Origin of the sequence: Nocardioides szechwanensis, assembly GCF_900103935.1 — a bacterium.
In the GTDB taxonomy this organism is placed as follows: Bacteria; Actinomycetota; Actinomycetes; order Propionibacteriales; family Nocardioidaceae; genus Nocardioides; species Nocardioides szechwanensis.
The window spans coordinates 224,644-245,013 of record NZ_FNIC01000003.1; the positions used below are offsets into that span (position 1 = coordinate 224,644).

The following is a 20,370-nucleotide window of genomic DNA, read 5'->3' on the forward strand; positions in this document are numbered from 1 at the left end:
GTCAGACGTGCCAGACGACGTCGAGCTCGTCGCGCTGGCCGAAGCGCTCGAGGTGCTCCTTCACGACCTGCGCGAACCGCGCCGCGTCGTCGCCCTCGGCAACGGAGATCTCGATCTCCAGCGCGTCGTCGACCGACCGCAGCACGATGACCTGCCCGGTGGCCCAGCGCTGCACCAGCGCCCCGTCCTCCTCGACGGCCTCGCCCCGCTTGGACCAGTGGCTCACCAGCTGCTTGGCGTAGCGCTCGGGCCGGTCGGTGGCCATCGACCCTCGGACGGTGTTCGTCGGTTGCGTCTCGTCAGGGGTCACCCCACGACACTAGGACTGGACGGCAACAGGCTCGGTCGCCAACAACGGCGGCAGCACCGGGCGCACGTCGCCGGACGCCGTCGCCCAGCCCACGCCGGGCTCGTAGCGCCGCAGCACCCGCGCCGGCGCTCCACCGACGACGGCGTAGTCCTCGACGGTCCCGCGTACGACGGACCCGGCGGCCACGACGACGTTCCGGCCGATCGTCGTACCGGGCAGGATGATCGCGCCGTGCCCGACCCACGACCCGGCACCGACGACGACCGGCTGGTGCACGCCGAGCTGCTGGCCGATCGGGGTCTCCAGTTCCTGGTAGCCATGGCTGGCGTCGGAGACGAACACGTCCTGACCGAACCACACGTCGTCGCCGACCGTGATCGAGGAGTGGGCGGTCAGGCTGGTCCGGGCGCCGATCACGCAGCGGTCGCCGATGACCAGGGCACGTTCGGGGACGTTGGTGTCGTCCGGCCCGTAGCCCACCGACAGCGTCACCTGGCGTCCGATGAGGGTGCGCGACCCGATATGGATCGAGCCGACCCCCATCAGGGTCGCGGCGGGGAAGCCGATACAGCTGCCCTCGCCGAGGTGACCGAAGGCGTCACCGGCCCGCGTTCCGGGCACGATCTCCCCGGCCCGGTCGAGCCAGCGCCAGGCCGCCTGGACACCTCGGTTGACCCATCGCTTGCGTCGGTTCACGCAGCGAGAGTAGTGACCAGATTATGGAGCAAGCGCTCTGTTATCGTTCCCGGTCATGACGACACTCACGCAGGAGGGCCCGGTCTGGACCCTCGACCTGGGCGACGACGAGAACCGCTTCTCCCCCGACCGGCTCGACGCCGCCGAGACGCACCTGGAGGCGCTGGCCACTGGCAGCGAGCCCGCCGTGCTCGTCACGACCGGTGGCGGCAAGTTCTGGTCCAACGGCCTCGACCTCGACTGGCTGGGCGAGCACCCCGACCAGCTCGGCGCCTACGTCGACCGCGTCCACGCACTGTTCGCCCGGGTCCTGTCGCTCCCGGTGCCGACCGTGGCGGCACTCAACGGCCACGCCTTCGGGGCGGGCGCGATGCTCGCCATGGCCCACGACTACCGGGTGATGCGTGACGACCGCGGCTACTTCTGCTTCCCGGAGGTGGACATCCACATCCCCTTCACCGACGGGATGGCCGCCCTGATCATGGCCAAGCTCACCCCGCGTACGGCGGTCGACTCCATGACCACCGGGCGCCGCTACGCCGGTCCCGCCGCGCTCGCGGCCGGGATCGTCGACGGCGTGGCCTCCCTGGACGCCCTGCCCGCCGCCGCGGCGGACCTGGTGCGCGACCTCGCCGGCAAGGACCGAGGGACCCTCGGCGCCATCAAGCGCACCATGTTCGCCGACGTGCTCGAGGCCCTCTCGCGACCGCAGGCCTGACCCACATGGGTCGCCCGCGCGAGCACGACCTGGAGACGGTGCTCGACCACGCCCGCCGGCTCTGGGTGGAGGGCGGCCCGTCCGGCGTGACGATCCGCGGGCTCGCCTCGGAGTCGGGCGTCTCCAACGGGGCGATCTACCACGCGTTCGGCTCCCGCGACGGGCTCCTGGCCCGGGTGTGGAGCCGCGAGGCGGAGCGGTTCCTGGAGCTCCAGCGCGCAGCGGTCACGTCAGTGGTCGACGCCGGCGGACCGGTCGAGGACGCCGTGGTGGCCGCGGCGCTCGCCCCCACGACGTACGCCGAGCACGACGAGCCCGGGGCTCGGCTGCTGCTGACCACGACCGGCGACGAGCTGGCCGACCGCGACCTCGTGGCCTCGGAGCGGGCCGAGCTCCGGCGGCTGCGCCGTGAGCTCACGGGTCTCATCACCGACCTCAGTGCCCGGCAGTGGGGCCGCACCGACCGCGCGGCGCTGGCGAGCATGAGGTACTGCGTCGTCGACCTCCCCGGCGCGCTGCTGCTGGCCCCGGCCAGGCTCGCCGACCCGGTCGCTCGGCACGCGCTCGAGCTCGCCGTACGAGGCATCCTGAGCGAGCCCCCGCCCGCTGCGGGGAACTAGTGCCGCGCACTAGACCCTGGTCGCGAGCGCTGCGGCGAACGACGGCGTCAGGGGCAACAGCGGGAGCAGCGCCGCCTGGTAGGCGTGGTAAACGTCGGGTTTCCCCGGCCAGGTCGCGCCCGACGGGCGGTTGTGCTCGTCGAGCTCGTGGGTCCAGGAGCCACGCTCGTGGTCGACCAGGCAGCGGTCGATGTGTGCCCACCACTCCTCCCGCCGCTCCTGCCAGCGCAGGTCGCCGGTCGCGCGCCACAGCACCTCGGCGGTGTTGACCGCCTCGGCCGCCACCCAGTGCATCCGGGCACGTACGACGGGCGCCCCCTGCCAGTCGGTCGTGTAGACGAACCCCTCCGCCCCGTCGACCGCCCAGCCGTCCGCCACGGCCCGCTCCGCCAGCTCAGATGCGGCGACGAGCAGCCCGGCGGGAGCGGCGTCGCCCAGCGACTCCGCGACCGCCACCAGCAGCCGGGCCCACTCGAGGCCGTGACCGACCGTGGCGCCGTACGGCTGGAACGGGTGGGCGGGCTCGTCGCGGTGGTGCTCCAGCAGCGGCTGCCACTGCTCGTCGAAGTGCTCGGGGATCCGCCACTGGTTGACCCCCGCCCACGCCACCACCCGCTCGGCGACCCGCCCGGCGCGCTCGTGCCAGGTCTGGTCGCCCGTGACGTCTCCGGCGGCCAGCAGCGCCTCGACGGTGTGCATGTTGGCGTTGATGCCGCGGTAGGGGTCGAGGTGGGTCCAGGCGCGGTCCCACTGGTCCACGACGAGTCCCTGGGCGTCGTCCCAGAAGTGCTCCTCGAGACACGCGAGCGCGTCGGCCAGCAGGTCGCGCCCACCGTCGATGCCGGCCGCGGCCGCCGAGCTGGCCGCCAGCACCACGAAGGCGTGGCCGTAGGCCTGCTTGCTCGCGTCGACCACCCCGTCGTCGTCGACCGCGGCGAACCAGCCGCCGTGCTCATGGTCGAACAGGCTCGTCCGCAGGGAGCGGACCCCGTGCTCCGCGAGCAGCCGGAGCTCGGCGGCGTCCGGCCCGCCGGGGGCCGGGTCCTCCGCGGCCAGCAGCCCCAGAGCGAACACATGGGTCATCCGGCAGGTGATCCAGAGCTCCACCGGTCGCGCCCGGTCGACAGACCCCAGCGCGTCGAGGTAGCCGAAGCCGCTCGGGCGCCGCGCGCCCCGAGCGAAGCGGAGAAGGTCGGCACGCTGGTTGGCGAGGTACGCCGGGCCGCCGGGCGTCGCGTCGTGCGTCACGGGGCCAGCGTAGGACCGTCGGAGGTCTCGAGCCCGTCGCGTGCGGCCCGGGCCTGGCTCAGCTCTGCACGCTCTCGGTCCGTCAGGTGGCGGAGGCGGACGCGGACGGTGTCCTCGTCGACCCAGAGCTCGAGGGCCTGCTCCTCGAGATGGTCACTCCACTTGACGGCCTCGACGAGCGCCGGCAGCGGGATGATCCGGCCGGCGGCGATGCGTGCGACCTCGCGCTCCTCCCAGTCACCCGGAGCGCAGGGCGACCCCCGCTCCAGGTGGACGAGCTCGTGGGTCAGCGTCGAGCGCCGCTCGTCCTGAAGCAGCGTGGGGCACAGGGTGATGGTGCGGGTGCGCAGGTCGAGGATGCCGACGTTGCCCTCACCGGGGTCGTCGAACACCACCGTCACGTCGGGCCGCCGAGCCACGGCGCGCCACGGGTTCCACCTGCTCACCATGCGGGGCGACCGTAGCCGTGCCCGCCGACATCGCCCTACGACCCGTCTGGATCCTGGGATCCCTGCGTCGCAGCGGCATCCTGCTCCTCGCGCAGCCGCCTGCCCCGCGAGCTGCCGGGCCGAGCCGCCGTCGGCACGGTCGAGAGGTCGCCCGCGCGGGCGCGGGCGCGGGCGACCCCGGCGGGCAGGTATTCGGCGCTCACCAGCAGGGCGTGGACCAGCTCCTCGTAGTCGACGCGCAGGGTGTCGGCGAGGGCCACGACGACGTCGACCTTCGGCAGCGCCGGGACCCCACGAGCACGCCACGCCGTGAACGTGCCGTGGTTGAGGCGCGCCTTGCGCTGCACTGCCGCCTCCGTGGCGCCGGTGTCGTCGCAGTAGTGCTGCAGTAGGTCCCAGAACGTCACGGGCAAGAGATTGCCGACCCTCCGATGGCTGAGGAAAAGCGTCTACCGCTGATTGTGCCCGAGGACGGCGCTCCCGCGCCTGAATGGCAAGGCCGGACTCTACGTATCGTCTACCTAAAGTAGAGCACACCTCTACACGTAATTGACAGTGTCCGCGAGCCGGGTCACGATTCGACCACCACAGCAGCACTGCGGAGGCCAAGAAGATGCAGCTCAGCTCACCCGAGATGCTCGCCGCGACGATGAGGCGTCGCGGCCTCTCGCTGGCCGACCTCGCCCGCCAGTGCGGCTGCAGCAAGTCGATGGTCGGCCACCTGGTGACCGGCCACAAGACGACCTGCACACGAGACCTCGCCGAGCGCATCGCCGACGCGCTGGACGCCCCCCTCGAGCTCCTCTTCTTCGTCCCTCCGACCCGAGGCGACGACCCCTGACGCACCACCCCACACCCATCTCGGAAAGGAACCACCATGCACCGCACCTCCCTCACCCGCCTCGACGCCCGGCTCCTCGCGGCCGCCGTCCTCAGCGGCCTCTTCGTGACCTCGGTCCCCGCCGCCTATGCGGCGGAACAGGACTGGTACTCCCGGTCCACCCCGCTGACGGCCGTGGAGGACGGCGAGGCCCAGGCTCTCGCCTACGGCACGTCGTACACCAAGGACGGCTACCTCAAGAACCACACCTACTACCGCGATCCCCGCGCGGGGGGAGACGCCGTCTACACCGAGACCGGCTACACCTACTTCGCTCCCGACCAGGACGGCGGCTCGTCCTGGAGCGAGTACGGCGACAGCGACCAGAGCGACCGCAGCTCGAGCGGCGCGTGGGTCGACCAGTACGACAAGGACGACTACTCCAGCAGCCACTCCGACGCCGACAAGGGCCGGGTCCACTCCAAGGTGTGCGAGGACCAGGACTGGAGTCCCGACGCGTGCAGTCGGCGACCGTTCTTCACGTTCACCCTGTGACCGAAGTCGCTCCGGGGCTGCGGGTGTCGGAGCTGCGGTGTCACTACCCACCCGCAAGCGCGGCGGTGGTCGACATCGGCGAGCTGACCCTTGGCCCTGGAGCAACGGGGCTGGTCGGCGTCAACGGCGCGGGCAAGACCACGCTGCTGTTGACGCTGGCCGGCGCCCGCCGCCCCCAGCACGGCACCGTCACCCTCGACGGGGTCGATCTCTACGGACGTGACCGGCGTGAGATCGTCACCCGCATCGGCTTCATGCCGCAGGAGCTCGACCTTCCCCGGGAGCTGCGCGTCGCCGACGCGGTGTCCTACGTCAGCTGGTTGCGCGGCGTGCCGGGCCGCGTCGCCGCCACCCGCGAGCCGGAGCTGTTGGAGCTCGTCGGTCTGCAGGACCGGCGCACGGACCGGCTCGGACGGCTCTCCGGCGGCATGCGCAGGCGGCTGGTGCTCGCCACCGCGCTCGTGACGGCGCCGGGCGTTCTCCTGCTGGACGAGCCGACGACGGGCCTGGACCCTGAGCAGCGCGCCAACCTGCGCGCCCTGCTCATGGACCTCCCGGGCGCCACGGTCACGGTCCTCAGCAGTCACGTCATGGAGGACGTCGAACAGATGACCACCCGCATCGCCGTCCTCGACGAGGGTCGCGTCCTCCACCACGGAGGCACCGCGGCGTTCGTCGAGGAGCGCGGCGGGCCGCACCGATCGGCCGAGCTCGCGTTCCTCACGACCCTCTCGGGGGCCCGGTCATGACCGGCCGCCTCGCTGGGTACGTCACCTGGCTGGGCGACCGGCGCACGGTGTTGCTCGGCCTGGTGGCGCTGGTCGCCGTGGGGCTCGTCCCCTCGCTCAGTCGCGGGGCCGACTGGCTGGGCTCCTGGAAGATGGCGCTCGACGCCGGCACCTTCAGCCTCACGCTGATCGGCCCGGTCGCTGCCGGGATCGCCTGCGCGACGTACGTCCGGCTCGCGACCTCCGGAGTCGAGCCGCTCCTGCGGACCGGGCCGCGCCCGTGGTGGCCCTGGCTGCGACCCGCCCTCTCGATCTGGGGCCTCGCCGCCGTCGCCATGTCCGCGATCACGCTGGGGGTCACGACGTCAGCCGCGCTGGCGGGCGCCGTGCCCTACTACGACACCCTCTGGGTGCTGGTCCCGGCGCTCTGCGTGCTGGCGGCCCAGGTCGCTGTGGGCGTGCTTCTGGGCGGGCTCGGCCGCCGAGTCTGGCTGGCTCCGGTCGCCGCGGCAGCGACGTTCTCCCTCGGGGTGCTCGGCGCCATCGGCGCCATGCCAGAGATCTTTCGCACCGGCGGCCTGGGCGTCACCTACGCGGGCGAGACCTACGACGCCACGACGCTCGGTCTGCAGACCGGAGCGACACTCGGCGTCGCGGCCGGGCTGCTCCTCCTCTCCAACCGGACGGTCGTGGGGCGCACGGCGATCTCCCGCGTCGTGATCTCGCTCCTCGTCCTGCTCGGTGCCGTCTGCTACGTCGTGCTCGGCAACGGCATCCATGACCGCTACCGCGCGGTCTCGGACCCCGAGCTCGTCTGCCGAGGTGACGCCGTGCGCGTGTGCATGGCCCGTGAGACCACCCGGCCGCTGGACGACCTGGTCGAGCGCATGGAGCGGCAGGCGAGTGCGCTTCGCGAGCTCGGGCTGGAGCTGCCACCGAGGTACGTCGACTACCTGGCGGGCAGCGATGACGAGCGACAAGGAGGCGTCATGCTCCTCGTGGAAGAGACGCTCGCCAGCACCGTCTCCGATGAGACGGCCGCCCGAGTGCTCACCACCCCGGCGCAGTGTGCGGCCTACCGCTCCGACATCGCACCTCCCGAGGCGTCGTTCGACACTCGTCGCCTGCTCGCCCGCTGGCTGTTGTTCCGGGCCGGCCTGTTGCAGCCGCGCGTCGATGACTTCGACCGCGAGTGGCTGGAGTCGGGCCTCGAGGAACAGCGCTCCTGGGTGACGACCACCTACGAGCAGCTGCGGAGCTGTGACCTCGACGCGTTGAGGCTTCCAGCAGGTGTCTAGCCGGCTCGCCGTCGCGAGGGCGTGGGGCGTGCCGCGGACCTTGTTGCTGGCGCTGCTGCTTGCCGGCATGGCGCAGTTCGTCGCCACCAGCTACGTCGGGATGCCGTCGTTCGAGGCCGAGATCCCGGCGCTCGACCTGGTGCCACCCGCGGCCGCACTCGTCCTGGCCGCGCCCCTGGTCGACCAGACGCCCGACCTCACGCTCCGCGCCGGTCGACCCCTGGGGCAGGTGCTCCTCCTGCGCTACGTCGCCACGCACACCGCCGGCGCGATCGTCGTCGCCTCGCTCGCGCTGTCCGGCTGGTCGTTCGAACGGTCGTTGGTGGTCGTGCTGTTCCTGGCCGGCAGCGCGGTCGCCGCGGCCGGGCTCGGCGCTTGGCACTGGGTGCCGATGATGGCCGGGTCCTACGTGTGGCTGCTCCGGAGCCAGCACCTCGATGACCTAGATGACGCCGACGTCCCCGTCGCAGCCGCCGCCGCTGCCCTCGTGGCTGCAGGCGTGATCTACGTCTGCGCGGGCCTCTACCGCACCCACCGCACCCGGTGCCCGCGCGGCGGGTGACGTGGACACCTCTACCATCGCGAGGTGAGTGCCACCCTCGTCGCCAAGGGCCTGTCCGGGGGACACGCCCACCGCACGCTGTTCGACGGGCTCGACCTGACCGTCGCACCGGGCGACGTCGTCGGGGTCGTCGGCGCCAACGGGGCCGGCAAGACCACGTTGCTGCGACTGCTGGCCGGCCAGGACGCGCCGTCGGCGGGCACGGTCTCGACGGCTCCCTCAGACGCGTTCGTCGGGTGGCTGCCGCAGGAGCACGAGCGGGTCCCCGGCGAGACGGTCGCGCGCTACCTCGCCCGGCGGACGGGCGCGGCGGCGGCGGCCGAGGAGATGGAGGCCACGGCCTCCGCGCTGGGCTCCGGCGCCGCCGGCGCGGACGACGCGTACGCCGTCGCGCTCGACCACTGGCTGGCGAGCGGCGCCCCCGACCTGGAGGACCGGATCCCCGCGGTGCTGGGCGACCTGCGGCTCGGCGTCGGCAGCGAGGCCCTGATGACGTCGCTGTCGGGCGGGCAGGCGGCCCGGGTCGGCTTGGCCGCGCTGCTGCTCAGCCGGTTCGACGTCGCCCTCCTCGACGAGCCGACCAACGACCTCGACCTCGACGGGCTCGAGCGGCTGGAGAACCTGGTCACCGGGATGCGCAACGGCATCGTGCTGGTCTCCCACGACCGCGAGTTCCTGGCCCGCTGCGTCACGCGCATCGTCGACCTCGACCTGGCGCAGCGGCAGGTGCGGGTCTACGACGGCGGCTACGACGCCTACCTCGAGGAGCGAGACGTCGCACGACGTCACGCGCGCGAGGCCTACGAGCAGTTCGCGGACACCAAGGCCGACCTGGTCTCGCGGGCCCGCACCCAGCGGGAGTGGAGCTCGCAGGGCGTCCGCAACGCGATCAAGAAGAGCCCGGACAACGACAAGATCCGCCGTCGCGCGCAGACCGAGTCATCGGAGAAGCAGGCCCAGAAGGTCCGGCAGATGGAGTCGCGGATCGCCCGGCTGGAGGAGGTCGAGGAGCCACGCAAGGAGTGGGAGCTGCGCTTCGACATCGCCGCCGCGCCGCGCTCGAGCAGCGTGGTCGCGACCCTCGACGAGGCGACGGTCCGTCACGGCGACTTCGTGCTCGGGCCGGTCTCGCTCCAGGTCAACGCGGCCGAGCGGATCGGGATCACCGGGCCCAACGGCGCGGGCAAGACCACCCTCCTCCGGCTGCTGCTCGGCCAGGTGGCGCCCGACAGCGGCCGCGCCTCGCTGGGGGCCACGCTCGCGGTCGGCGAGATCGACCAGGCTCGCGGCGTGCTGCACGAGGACGACCTGCTCGGCGACGCGTTCGGGGCCGCCGTACCCGACCTCTCCCCCGCCGACGCGCGGACGCTGCTCGCGAAGTTCGGTCTCAAGGCCGACCAGGTCGGCAGCCTGGTGAGCCGGCTCTCGCCCGGCGAGCGCACCCGCGCCGCGATGGCACTGCTCCAGGCGCGCGCCGTCAACGTGCTCGTCCTCGACGAGCCCACCAACCACCTCGACCTACCCGCGATCGAGCAGCTCGAGCAGGCCCTCGACGCCTACGCGGGTGCGCTGCTGCTGGTCTCCCACGACCGGCGACTGCTGGACAACGTCCACCTCGACCAACGGTGGCGGGTCGAGGGCGGGCAGGTCACCACTGCGCTCGCTACGGAACCTCGACCAACGAGCTGAGCACGCTGGTGTTGCCGCCGAAGTCGTAGAGCGACAGGTCGACCTGGACCGTCGTACCGGAGTCGAGCGGCACGAACGTGTAGTCGAGACCGGCCACGTCGGAGTAGAGGCCGACGTCGGAAGTCGGCTCCCAGACCTGCTCGCCGTCGGCGCCGATCGTCAGTACGTCCGGGATCACGATGCCCTCCGGGTCGGGCGCGAGCTCGCCGTAGCCGCCCGACACCTCGTCGTAGGTGTAGATCGTCTCGCTGACGAACTCCCCGGCGTCGATGTCGAGCACCAGCGACAGCAGGGCGTCCTTCGGGTCCAGCCGGTCGGGGTCGGTCGAGGCGTAGTAGGTCATCGGCACGTCGAAGAACGCGGTGGCGAGGTCCTCGCTGAGGTTCAGCTCGACATAGGCGTACGCCGTGTCCGCGCCGTCGTCGATCTCCATCACCGTCAGGTCGTAGGTGCCCGACGCCGTCGGGGCGCCGCCCTCGTCGGTGAAGTCGGTGACCTCCTCGCCGAGGTAGGTGATGGAGCCGTCGTCGTTGACCAGGGCGTAGCTGATCGTCGCCTCGGTGATGTTGTCGAGGCCGGCGGGGTCGTAGGACCCCGACAGGGACACGCCCTCCTCGTCGAACACGACGTCCGGCCCGGCGTCCGGGTCCGTGAACGCGGGCAGCTCCTCGGCGGGGATCTCGTCGCCGGCGCTGTAGTAGGTGTCGAGGAAGTCGACCCAGGGGCCCGAGGTGGCCACGTCGGCGTACGCCGGGTCAGCGAGCTCCGCGACCGGCGGGAGGTAGATCGACAGCCCGGACGCACCGGCGGTGGCGACCCCGTCCACCTGCTCCAGGACGGCGTCGTCGAGCGCGGAGACCAGGGCCGCGGCCTGGTCGGAGACCTCCGGTGCGGACTCGCCGATCGCCGACGCGAGCAGCCCGAGGTCGCTGAGGTGCTTGTCCTGGGACTCGTCGGGGCTCTTGCCGAACGCCAGGGTGGTGGCCTCGGACTGGCCGACGGCCGGGGCCACCACGTCCGACTGCTCCGACAGAGCGCCCGCGAAGTCGGTGACGGCCTCGTCGACCGCGCCCATCTTCGTGAGGTCGACCATCGAGAGCGTGATCTGGTCCTGGGTGCCCTGCTCCTCGGCCTGGCCGGCGAAGCCCGTGATGATCGCGGACCCCAGCTCGTCCGCGGTCGCGTCGGGGTCGTCGGCCAGCAGCTGGAGGGAGGTGTAGTCCCAACCGTGACCGGGCTCGAGCTCCTGCGAGGCCACGAGACGGTCGGCCAGCGGGGCGACCGCGCTGGCCACCTCGTAGTTGGCCATCAGGCAGGCGTCGAAGCCCAGCAGGTCGAGCTTGTCGACACCGGCCTGCTCGAGTCCGGTCGAGATGGCGTCGGTGATCTCGGCGAGGTCGAGCACGTCGTAGTCGCTGCCCTCGTCGGGCCCGATCCCCGGCCAGGAGGCGCCGTGGTCGGAGATGACCAGCGCGTAGTGGCCGGCCCGGTTGGCCTCGATGCCCTCGGCGATGAACCGGGCGAGCAGGGCCGGGTCGGCGGAGTCCACGTCGCCGAGGTCCTCGACGACCTCGCTCACGCCCGGCTCACCCAGGTCGAGCACCCGGGCGCCGACCCAGCTGCCCTGGTCGAGCAGCTCGTCGTCGCCGTACTCCGCCGAGCGGTCGATCAGCTCACGGATGTGCAGGTTGTCGTTGGAGCCGACCACGCCCAGCTCGTTGACGTCGGCGACCATGAAGGGCTCGAGGTTGGTGTCGGCCATCGAGTAGTGCAGCACCGTCCACCCGTCGCCCTCACGACCCGTGTGCTCGACGGCGGCCGACCCGCCGTCTCCCTTGGGCTCGGAGTCGTCGTCACCGCCACCGCTGCAGGCAGCAGTGAGCAGGAGCAGGGCCGCCGTGACGGCGAGCAAGCGCGTCGAGCGCGCGGGAGGAGGGGGCACCTAGCGAGGTTAGGGGCTCGTGGATGTGCCGTCCGGGGAACCGCGAAGCAGCAGACCGGTGACTAGTCAGGTCCGGCGCCCCCGACAAAGGAAGATGCCCCGGGGTCTCGGGTCCCCGGGGCATCAGAGCCGCCTGTCAGAATCGAACTGACGACCTAGTCATTACGAGTGACTCGCTCTACCGACTGAGCTAAGGCGGCGTGCTGCCCGGCTAGGTGAGACCTGCCGGGCAACCCGCAGAAGTATACGGACGCCGGTCGGCCGGGTCGAAACGCGGGCACCTGCCTTGATCCGGCCTCAGCACTCCAGGCCGTCGTCGGGCACGGTGCCGTCGGTGAGGTAGTCCTCGATCGCGGTGTCGACGCACTCGTTGCCGGCGTTGTAGGCGGTGTGGCCGTCGCCATCGCGCGAGACCAGGACGCCCGACTCGAGCCGCTCGGCGAGCCCCACCGCCCACTCGTACGGCGTCGCCGGGTCGCGGGTGGTGCCCACGACCACGATGGGAGCCGCGCCCTCGCCACGGATGTCGAGCGTCGGCTCGGACGAGGTGACCTGCATCCCCTTGCAGTTGACCAGGCTCCACGCGAAGACCCGGCCGAAGGTGGGCGAGACCTCCTCGAAGGCCGGCACCTCGGCCTCGACCTGTTCCGGTTCGACGTAGTAGGGGTCGTCGAGGCAGTTGATGGCGTAGATGGCCTCGGTGCTGTTGTCGAGGTAGGTGCCGTTCTGGCGCGAGGCATAGGCGTCGGCCAGCACCATCAGCGTGCTGCCGTCGCCGTCGAGAGAGGTCTTGAGCCCCTGACTGAGGTAGGGCCAGTAGTCGCGGTTGTAGAGCGGGGTGACGACGCCGTAGAAGGCGCTGCCGACGGTGAGCTCGCGCCCGTCGGAGGTGGGCAGCGGCTCCTCGTCGATCTCGGCGAGCAGGTCGCTGATGGTCTCTAGGCCCTCGGCGCGCGAGTCGCCGAGGAAGCAGCTCGGGGTCTCCTCGACGCAGTTGTCGACGTAGGCACCGAGCGCCGTCTCGAAGCCGCCGGCCTGCCCGAGGGTCTGCTCGCGCGACGGCAGCCCGACGTCGACGGCACCGTCGAGGACCAGGCGGCCGACCTTGTCGGGGAACAGCTCGGCGTAGGTGGCGCCCAGCTTGGTGCCGTAGGAGGCGCCGAAGTAGGCGAGGGTCGACTCACCCAGGGCCGCGCGCAGGACATCCATGTCACGGGCGGTCTCGGCGGTCGTGACGTGCGCGACCAGCGGCGAGGAGTTGGCGGCGCACCCCCGGTAGAAGTCGGCGAGCTCGTCGACGATCGCGCGCTCCTCCTCGGCGTCGTCGGGGTCGGGGTCGACCGCGAGGAACTCCGTCATCTCGTCGTCGGGCAGGCAGTCGACGGGGGCGGAGTCGCCGGTGCCGCGCGGGTCGAACCCGACGATGTCGTAGCGGTCGGTGATCGGTGCCCGGAAGACCTGGTCGGCGGCTTCGGCGTACGTCGTGCCCGGAGCGCCCGGACCGCCCGGGTTGACCACGAGCGAGCCGATCCGTGCGTCGGGGTCGGCGGCGGGCACCTTGAGCAGGTTGACCTCGATCGTGGGGCCGCCGGCGTCGCGGTAGTCGACCGGGACCGTGAGGTAGCCGCACTGGTTGTCGTCGCAGGGCTCCCACTCGATCGTCTGGGAGTAGAACGGCTCGAGCTCCGGGCTGGGCGGCTCCGTGGCGCCCGCTGCCGGGGTCGTCGTGACCGCGGTGGGGCGCGGCTCCTGCGACTGGTCACCGCCCTCGGAGTCGTGGCCGAGGAGCAGGTAGATCGCACCCAGCGCGCCCGCACCCACCAGCGCGAGGACGATGACGGCGACCACGATGACCTGAGCGGTGCGGTTCACCTGCTGCTCCCTTCGGGCACCTTGAGCGCCACCATCATGGAGTCGAGGGCAAGCGCCACCGGCACGTTGAATTCAAGCATCTGCTCGCGAGCCTCGAAGATCCAACCGATCCGGCGCAGGTTGAGCTCGGGCGTCGAGGAGGCCGCGATCTTCTCGATGTCGCCGCGGATCTCCTCGTTGACCAGGGCTCCCTGCGCGCCCACGCCGACCGAGATGGCGTCGCGGTAGACCGACACCAGGTCCATCAGGCCACGGTCGACCACGTCGAGCTGGCGCCGCTTGGCGCGCGTCTTCTGTGCCTTGTCGAGCGCGGCCAGCGCCGGCGCGTACTCGCGTGGCCGGCGGCCGCGCTCCACGACGCCGTAGCTCATGTCGAGGTCGGCCTTCTCGGCGGCGTCGAGGTCGCCGGTGATCGCGTCGGCCTCCTCCTTGGCCACCTCGGCGAGGTTGGCCGAGGCGTTCATGCAGGCGCCGAGCGTCGTGAGCCGGGCCGGCAGCGACACGATCTCGCGGCGGCGGTTGCGGGTGGCCTCGTCACGGGCCAGCGCCTTCGCGCGGCCGATGTGGCCCTGGCTCGCTCGAGCGGCGTACGACGCCAGCGCGTCGCCGACCCCTTCGGTGCTGGTGAGGAACGCGGCGACGTCCTCGGTCGTGGGCGTCGACAGGGTCACCAGCCGGCAGCGGGACCGGATCGTCGGCAGCACGTCGTCGACGCTGGGTGCGCAGAGCATCCACAGGGTGCGGTCGGTGGGCTCCTCGATCGCCTTGAGCAGCGCGTTGCAGGCCTGCTCGGTGAGCCGGTCGGCGTCCTCGACGATCATGATCTGCCACCGGCGGCCGACGGGGGCGAGCGCCGCACGACGGACCAGGTCACGCACCTCCTTGACGCTGATCGACAGGAGCTGCGTGCGGACCACCGACACGTCGGCGTGGCTCCCGGCAAGCACCGTGTGGCACTCGTGGCAGGTGCCGCAGCCGCCCTGCTCGCACTCGAGTGCGGCGGCGAAGGCGATCGCGGCGTTGGAGCGCCCGGAGCCCGGGGGCCCGGTGAACAGCCACGCGTGGCTCATGCCGTGGCCGCTCGCGGCGGTCTGGAGCGCCTTGACCGCGTGTCGCTGGCCGACCAGCTGGTCCCACACGGTCATGTCCGGGCCTCCGCCTGCGCCAGCAACGGGGTGACCCGCTCGCGGATCGCGGCCGCGATGTCGTCGACGCCGTCGCGGGCGTCGAGCACGACGTAGTGCTCGGGGTCGGCCCCGGCCATCCGTACGAAGGCCTCGCGCACCCGCTGGTGGAACTCCAGCGACTCACCCTCGATCCGGTCGCGTCCCTCGAAGCGGCCGAGCCCGGCCGTCGGCTCCAGGTCGAGTACGACGGTCAGGTGCGGGCGCAGGCCGTGGGTGGCCCACCGCATCACCGGCGCCACCTCCTCGACCGCCAGCGTGCGGCCGGCGCCCTGGTAGGCCAGCGCGGAGTCGACGTAGCGGTCGGTGATCACGACCGCCCCGCGGTCGAGGGCCGGCTGCACGACCGTGTCGACGTGCTCGGCCTTGTCAGCCGCGTAGAGCAGCGCCTCGGTGCGGTCGGAGAGCTCCCCGGTCTCGGGGCTGAGCACGATCTGCCGCAGCGCCTTGCCGACCTCGGTGTCGCCGGGCTCGAAGGTCAGCACGACGTCGTACCCCTGGGCGCGGAGCGCCTCGGCCAACCGCTTCGACTGCGTCGACTTGCCCGAGCCCTCGCCGCCCTCGAAGCACACGAAGACGCCCGTGCTGGTGTAGACGCCTGCCGTGGTCACGCGCCGAACCTACGGGGAGCCGCCGACGCTTTCCAACGCAGGGTGAGTCAGGCCTTCTTGGCCGCAGTCTTCTTGGCGGCCTTCTTGGCAGTCTTCTTGGCAGCGGTCTTCTTCGTGGCCGCCTTCTTCGTCGCGGCCTTCTTGGCAGGCGCCTTCTTCGCGCCCTTCTTGGCCGTCTTCTTGGCCGGGCCGCGCTCGCGACGGTCGGCGAGCAGCTCGGCGGCGCGCTCGAGGGTGAGCGTCTCGACCGCGTCGTCCTTGCGGAGGGTGGCGTTGTACTCGCCGTCGGTGACGTACTCGCCGAAGCGGCCCGACTTCACGACCACGGGCTGCCCCGACACCGGGTCGTTGCCCAGCTCCTTGAGCGGCGGCGCGGCGGCGGCCCGTCCACGCTGCTTGGGCTGGGCGTAGATCTTGAGCGCCTCGTCGAGGCCGATCGTGAGCAGCTGCTCCTCGGAGGTCAGCGACCGGGAGTCGCTGCCCTTCTTGAGGTAGGGCCCGTAGCGCCCGTTCTGGGCGGTGATCTCCTCGCCGTCCTCGGCGGTGCCGACGACCCGGGGCAGCGACAGCAGCTTGACGGCGTCGTCGAGGGAGATGGTGTCGAGCGACATCGACTTGAACAGCGAGCCGGTGCGCGGCTTGTCGTTCTTCTTGGCGTCGTCGGGCAGCAGCTCGGTGACGTAGGGGCCGTAGCGGCCGTTCTTGGCGACCACGCGCAGCCCGGTCTCGGGGTGGTTGCCGAGGTCGATCTCCTCCCCGGCGGGGTTGGCGAAGAGCTCCTTGGCCTTCTCCATCGTGAGCTCGTCGGGAGGCAGGTCGTCCGGCACGTTGGCGCGTACGCCGGTCGGGTTGCCGTCCTCGTCGGGTCCCTCGAGGTAGGGGCCGTAGCGGCCCACGCGCAGGTTGATGCCGGCCTCGGGGTCGCCGATCGGGAAGGTCGCCAGCTCACGCGCGTCGATGTCGCCGAGCTCGGAGACCAGGGTGTGCAGGCCCTTGAACTTCTCGGAGCCGTGGTAGAACTCCCCGAGCTCGGAGATCCGGTCCTTGCGCCCGCCGGCGATGTCGTCGAGCACGTCCTCCATACCGGCGGTGAACTCGTAGGACACCTGGCGCGTGAAGTGCTCCTCCAGCAGCCGGGTGACCGAGAACGCCAGCCAGGCCGGCACCAGCGCGGTGCCCTTCTTGTAGACGTAGCCGCGGTTGAGGATGGTGCCGATGATCGCGGCGTACGTCGACGGCCGCCCGATCTCCCGGTCCTCCAGCTCCTTGATCAGCGTGGCCTCGGTGTAGCGCGCCGGCGGCTTGGTCTCGTGGCCGGTGGCCGAGATCGAGGCCGCGGACACCGAGTCGCCCTCGACGAGCGCGGGCAGCCGGGTCTCGGCGTCGTCCTTGGCGGCACCTTCGTCGGTGCCTTCGACGTAGGCCTTGAGGAACCCGTGGAACGTGATGACGCGGCCGCTCGCGGAGAACACGACGTCCTCGCCTGGCCCTCCATCGGGGCGCAGTGCGGCGCCGCCGAGGCGGACCGAGACGCTCTGGCCGACGGCGTCTTTCATCTGCGAGGCGACCGTGCGCATCCAGATCAGCTCGTAGAGCCGGAACTGGTCACCGGTCAGCCCGGTCTGCGCAGGGGTGCGGAACGACTCGCCGGCCGGGCGGATCGCCTCGTGCGCCTCCTGCGCGTTCTTGACCTTGGAGGTGTAGCTGCGCGGGGCGTCGGGCACGTAGTCGGCGCCGTAGAGCTCACGCACCTGCGTCCGGGCGGCGTTGATGGCGCCGTCCGACAGGGTCGTGGAGTCGGTACGCATGTAGGTGATGAAGCCGTTCTCGTAGAGCCGCTGCGCCACGGACATCGCGACGGACGCGCTCATGCCGAGCTTGCGGCTCGCCTCCTGCTGCAGCGTCGTGGTGCGGAATGGCGCGTAGGGCGAGCGCTTGTAGGGCTTCGCCTCCACCGAGCGCACGTCGTACGACGAGTCGGCGAGGGCCGCGACCAGTGCTTCGGCGCGGGTCCGGTCGACGTGGACGACCTTGGAGCTGTCCTTGAGCAGGCCGTCCTGGCCGAAGTCGGAGCCGCGGGCGACGCGGGTGCCGTCGAGGGAGTGGAGCTTGGCCGGGAACATCCGCTGCTCGTGCTTGGAGCCGGCGTCGAACGTGCCCTCGAGATCCCAGTAGGACGCGAGGCGGAACTTCATCCGCTCCCGCTCCTTGTCGACCACGAGGCGGGTGGCGACCGACTGCACGCGGCCCGCGGAGAGGCCGGACATGACCTTCTTCCACAGCACCGGCGAGACCTCGTAGCCGTAGAGGCGGTCGAGGATCCGGCGGGTCTCCTGCGCCTCGACGAGGTCGTCGTTGATCTCGCGGGGGTTCTCGACGGCCGCGAGGATGGCCTGCTTGGTGATCTCGTGGAAGACCATCCGGTGCACGGGGATGCCCTTGGGCTTCAGCTCGTCGAGGAGGTGCCAGGCGATCGCCTCGCCCTCGCGGTCCTCATCGGTGGCGAGGTAGAGCTCGTCGGCGTCCTTCAGCAGGGACTTCAGCTTGGCGATGTGGGACTTCTTGTCGCGCGGCACGACGTAGTAGGGGACGAACCCGTTGTCCACGTCGACCGCGAGCCGGCCCCACGGCTTGTCCTTGATCTTGGCGGGCGTGTCCGCGGCGTTGTTGGGGAGGTCGCGGATGTGCCCGATGGACGACTCGACGACATAGCCGTCGCCGAGGTATCCGCCGATCGTGCGCGCTTTCGCCGGGGACTCGACGATCACCAACTTGTGTGCCACTGCGCTGCCATTTCCTTCTGCTGAGAGAGATATGAGCACCTCAACGGGGGCTCACGGCCGATCACGGTAGCGGGTGCTGTCCAGTGATCAGGTCCCTCAGAGCATCACACGCCCCCCGTGAGCAGCCTCCGGGTGGTCGCGTCGGCGGGATAGAACGCCTCGATCGCGAGCTCCGACAGCGTCACCTCACGCGGTGTGCCGAAGACGGTCGTCGTCGACAGCAGGCTCAGCTCGGCGTCGCCGACCCGCAGCCTCAGGGGTACGACGAGGCCGGGCGTCTGCGGGTGGGTGCCGGGCGTCCGGTGGTCAGGGAGGTCGAGCTCGTCGAGCAGGGCACGAAGCCTCCCGTCACCTGTGGCGTCGTACTCGTGGCGGAGGCGGGCCAGCAGGTGCGCGCGCCACTCGTCCAGGTTGGCGATCCGCGGAGCCAGCCCCTCGGGGTCGAGGCTGAGCCGGATCACGTTGACCGGCGGCTCGAGGAGCCGAGGGGCGACCCCGTCGAGCAGGGAGTAGACAGCGTCGTTGGCGGCCACCAGGTGCCAGCCCGGGTCGACCACCAGCGCCGGGAACGGCAGGTGCGCCGTCAGGATCCCCTCGATCGCGGCCGCGACCTCCGCCATCGGCGGGTCGGAGAGCTGGTGCTCGGGGTGCGCCGGCGCGAAGCCGCAGGCGAGCAGGACCCGGTTCTGGTCGCGCAGCGGGACGCCGAGCTGGTCGCAGAGCCGCAGGACCATGCCGCTGGTCGGCCGCGACCGCCCGGTCTCGATGAAGCTCACGTGCCGGGTGGAGACGCCGGCGCGGCTCGCCAGCTCGAGCTGGGAGAGGTTGCGCCGCCGGCGCCAGTCACGCAGCAGGGCGCCCGGGTCGGCGTCGGTCGTGGTGCCGCTCATGGCCGTGAGGTTATCCGCGCGACGTAGCCGCGCCCATGACCTCACAGGTAATCGACCCGCGGCACGGGCCGGGGCTCCACTGGCGCCCCACACCGATGAGAGGACACCCCATGAGCACCAGCACCGCCGCCCCCGCCAACGCCCCCGCCTACGCCATCGCCTACCTGCGTGAGGTCGACTTCGGGGCCGAGATCATCGACTACCTCCAGCGCATCGACGCCTCGCTGGCCCCGTACGGCGGGCGCTTCCTGGTCCACGGCGGGCACCTGGTCGCGGCCGAGGGCGAGTGGGACGGCGACATCGTCGTCATCCGCTTCCCCGACCGCGCCTCCGCCCAGGCCTGGTACGACTCCGAGCCCTACCGCGCGATCCTCCCCCTGCGCCTCGAGCACAGCCAGTCGATCGCCGCCATCGTCGACGGCGTCCCCGACGGCTACCAGGCCACCGACGGCCTCGCCGCGATGCTCGCCCAGGAGAGGTGAGGCGTCCACTCGCCTGTGGATGACTCGGACGGGCCGATGCCGATCCGTGTCAACGTGGGCCTCCGACGCTGACCGCTCTCGGAGGCCCACTCCCATGTACGAAGACCGATACCAGCCCTACCCCCCTCCCTACGCCGTCCCCGACCCGGATGACGACCACCGCTTGCGGCACCTCGTCCTTGTCGATGGCCGGGTCGTGGACACCTGGACCGAGCGGGTCGAGGGCACTCCCTGGCAGATCCACGCGGACCGCTTCGACCGCGACGTGCTCCATTCGGCTCCCACACTCCCGGCGCCCGCTCCACTTCATGAGCGCGTACTCCTCTGGCTCGATGCCGTCTGCGGCGGTCGCGCGGCGGTGACGGCGCTGGACACCGAGCCCCTGGAGGACCACGACGACCTGCCCGAGGTTGTCGACCGCGAGGTGCGGGACCGCCTCGCGGAGACCGCCGACCTGCTCGACGGGGTGGCGGCCGCCTGTTTCGAGCCGGGCGAGGGCCATGAGTTCGGCGTCGCCCTGCGCACTGCCTTGGTGGCCGTCTGGACCGCCGACCCCGACCTGGTCGATCGCGCACGATCGGCGCGCGACGTCGCGGGATCGGTGAGCTGGGTGGTCGGCAAGGCCAACGGCGTCTTCCGTCCCGTCGGTGAGCTGCGAGTAGGTCGCTTGTCCGAGGTCTTGGGCACCACGACCTCCCCAGCGAGCCGCCGCTACCGAGTCGAGCTGGCCCTGCGCGGGCTCAGCCCGGCCATCGAGGCGTGGGAACGACCTGGCATCGCGCCCAACCTGCTCGCGCTCGGTCGCACTGACCTGCTGATCTCATCGACGCGGATACGGCTGGCACGTCTTAGGACACAGGCCCTCGCGGCTCAGGCTCAGGCGACCGGTGCGTAGTTCTACCACGCACGGTAG

21 protein-coding genes and 1 tRNA gene are annotated in these 20,370 nt (G+C 71.5%); 10 read left to right on the forward strand and 12 right to left on the reverse strand.

What is annotated here, in order from left to right; translation table 11 throughout:
* Nucleotide 1: 1 nt before the first annotated feature.
* Both BLR90_RS09675 and BLR90_RS09680 read right to left on the reverse strand, forming a co-directional pair.
* Nucleotides 2–310 carry a DUF2218 domain-containing protein gene (locus tag BLR90_RS09675; RefSeq protein WP_218029344.1) on the reverse strand — a complete coding sequence of 103 codons (309 nt, stop codon included), beginning with the start codon at nt 308–310 and terminating at the stop codon, nt 2–4.
* Between the two features lie 9 nt (nt 311–319).
* The gene (locus BLR90_RS09680; RefSeq protein WP_091024968.1) at nt 320–1,006 is read right to left on the reverse strand and encodes an acyltransferase; all 687 of its coding nucleotides are present in this window, start codon (nt 1,004–1,006) and stop codon (nt 320–322) included.
* Between the two features lie 55 nt (nt 1,007–1,061).
* Here BLR90_RS09680 and BLR90_RS09685 point away from each other — a divergent pair, with 55 nt between their 5' ends.
* A complete protein-coding gene (locus BLR90_RS09685; RefSeq protein ID WP_091024969.1) occupies nt 1,062–1,724 on the forward strand; it encodes an enoyl-CoA hydratase-related protein in 663 nt (220 codons plus the stop codon).
* 5 nt (nt 1,725–1,729) lie between these two features.
* Nucleotides 1,730–2,344, forward strand: a complete 615-nt coding sequence (locus tag BLR90_RS09690) for a TetR/AcrR family transcriptional regulator (protein ID WP_091024971.1) — start codon at nt 1,730–1,732, stop codon at nt 2,342–2,344.
* 9 nt (nt 2,345–2,353) lie between these two features.
* Here BLR90_RS09690 and BLR90_RS09695 read toward each other — a convergent pair whose 3' ends face one another.
* The 3 genes from BLR90_RS09695 to BLR90_RS09705 are packed head-to-tail and all read right to left on the reverse strand — an operon-like array spanning nt 2,354 to nt 4,448.
* A complete protein-coding gene (locus BLR90_RS09695; protein ID WP_091024973.1) occupies nt 2,354–3,592 on the reverse strand; it encodes an AGE family epimerase/isomerase in 1,239 nt (412 codons plus the stop codon).
* Entirely contained in the window at nt 3,589–4,041 is a 453-nt protein-coding gene (locus tag BLR90_RS09700; RefSeq protein ID WP_143016169.1) for an ImmA/IrrE family metallo-endopeptidase, read from the reverse strand. Before BLR90_RS09700 ends, BLR90_RS09695 begins: the two co-directional genes overlap by 4 nt.
* Nucleotides 4,042–4,076: 35 nt before the next feature.
* Entirely contained in the window at nt 4,077–4,448 is a 372-nt protein-coding gene (locus BLR90_RS09705) for a hypothetical protein (protein WP_091024977.1), read from the reverse strand.
* Between the two features lie 206 nt (nt 4,449–4,654).
* Here BLR90_RS09705 and BLR90_RS09710 point away from each other — a divergent pair, with 206 nt between their 5' ends.
* The 6 genes from BLR90_RS09710 to BLR90_RS09730 are packed head-to-tail and all read left to right on the forward strand — an operon-like array spanning nt 4,655 to nt 9,693.
* Nucleotides 4,655–4,882, forward strand: coding sequence for a helix-turn-helix transcriptional regulator (locus tag BLR90_RS09710; RefSeq protein WP_091024979.1), 228 nt, complete (start codon nt 4,655–4,657; stop codon nt 4,880–4,882).
* 36 nt (nt 4,883–4,918) lie between these two features.
* Nucleotides 4,919–5,416 (forward strand): hypothetical protein, encoded by a 498-nt coding sequence (locus tag BLR90_RS20985; protein ID WP_170254243.1) that lies wholly within the window; start codon nt 4,919–4,921, stop codon nt 5,414–5,416.
* Nucleotides 5,413–6,165 carry an ABC transporter ATP-binding protein gene (locus BLR90_RS09715; RefSeq protein ID WP_170254242.1) on the forward strand — a complete coding sequence of 251 codons (753 nt, stop codon included), beginning with the start codon at nt 5,413–5,415 and terminating at the stop codon, nt 6,163–6,165. Before BLR90_RS20985 ends, BLR90_RS09715 begins: the two co-directional genes overlap by 4 nt.
* Nucleotides 6,162–7,442 (forward strand): DUF7224 domain-containing protein, encoded by a 1,281-nt coding sequence (locus BLR90_RS20990; RefSeq protein WP_091024981.1) that lies wholly within the window; start codon nt 6,162–6,164, stop codon nt 7,440–7,442. Before BLR90_RS09715 ends, BLR90_RS20990 begins: the two co-directional genes overlap by 4 nt.
* The gene (locus BLR90_RS09725) at nt 7,435–8,004 is read left to right on the forward strand and encodes a hypothetical protein (RefSeq protein ID WP_143016170.1); all 570 of its coding nucleotides are present in this window, start codon (nt 7,435–7,437) and stop codon (nt 8,002–8,004) included. Before BLR90_RS20990 ends, BLR90_RS09725 begins: the two co-directional genes overlap by 8 nt.
* Nucleotides 8,005–8,028: 24 nt before the next feature.
* Entirely contained in the window at nt 8,029–9,693 is a 1,665-nt protein-coding gene (locus tag BLR90_RS09730; RefSeq protein ID WP_091024985.1) for an ABC-F family ATP-binding cassette domain-containing protein, read from the forward strand.
* Here BLR90_RS09730 and BLR90_RS09735 read toward each other — a convergent pair.
* The 7 genes from BLR90_RS09735 to BLR90_RS09765 form a co-directional block, all read right to left on the reverse strand.
* Nucleotides 9,668–11,635: a clostripain-related cysteine peptidase gene (locus BLR90_RS09735; RefSeq protein ID WP_143016171.1), complete on the reverse strand. Its 1,968-nt coding sequence runs from the start codon at nt 11,633–11,635 to the stop codon at nt 9,668–9,670. The two genes, BLR90_RS09730 and BLR90_RS09735, sit on opposite strands and share 26 nt — an antisense overlap.
* Nucleotides 11,636–11,762: 127 nt before the next feature.
* A tRNA-Thr gene (locus tag BLR90_RS09740) sits at nt 11,763–11,835 on the reverse strand.
* Between the two features lie 97 nt (nt 11,836–11,932).
* A complete protein-coding gene (locus BLR90_RS09745) occupies nt 11,933–13,507 on the reverse strand; it encodes an alpha/beta hydrolase (protein WP_091024987.1) in 1,575 nt (524 codons plus the stop codon).
* Nucleotides 13,504–14,652, reverse strand: a complete 1,149-nt coding sequence (locus BLR90_RS09750; RefSeq protein ID WP_091024989.1) for a DNA polymerase III subunit delta' — start codon at nt 14,650–14,652, stop codon at nt 13,504–13,506. The genes BLR90_RS09745 and BLR90_RS09750 overlap by 4 nt, the downstream gene beginning before the upstream one ends.
* Complete coding sequence (tmk, locus tag BLR90_RS09755; protein ID WP_091024990.1) at nt 14,649–15,302, reverse strand: dTMP kinase; 654 nt, start codon at nt 15,300–15,302, stop codon at nt 14,649–14,651. Before tmk ends, BLR90_RS09750 begins: the two co-directional genes overlap by 4 nt.
* A gap of 47 nt (nt 15,303–15,349) precedes the next feature.
* On the reverse strand, nt 15,350–18,085 hold the full coding sequence (topA, locus tag BLR90_RS09760; RefSeq protein ID WP_091024992.1) for a type I DNA topoisomerase: 2,736 nt from the start codon (nt 18,083–18,085) through the stop codon (nt 15,350–15,352).
* A 104-nt stretch (nt 18,086–18,189) separates the two neighbouring features.
* Nucleotides 18,190–18,975, reverse strand: coding sequence for a helix-turn-helix domain-containing protein (locus BLR90_RS09765; protein ID WP_091025000.1), 786 nt, complete (start codon nt 18,973–18,975; stop codon nt 18,190–18,192).
* A 110-nt stretch (nt 18,976–19,085) separates the two neighbouring features.
* Between BLR90_RS09765 and BLR90_RS09770 the strand changes: the two genes are divergently transcribed.
* A complete protein-coding gene (locus BLR90_RS09770; RefSeq protein WP_174812359.1) occupies nt 19,086–19,457 on the forward strand; it encodes a DUF1330 domain-containing protein in 372 nt (123 codons plus the stop codon).
* Between the two features lie 94 nt (nt 19,458–19,551).
* On the forward strand, nt 19,552–20,352 hold the full coding sequence (locus BLR90_RS09775) for a hypothetical protein (protein WP_091025002.1): 801 nt from the start codon (nt 19,552–19,554) through the stop codon (nt 20,350–20,352).
* The last annotated feature ends 18 nt before the right edge of the window (nt 20,353–20,370 follow it).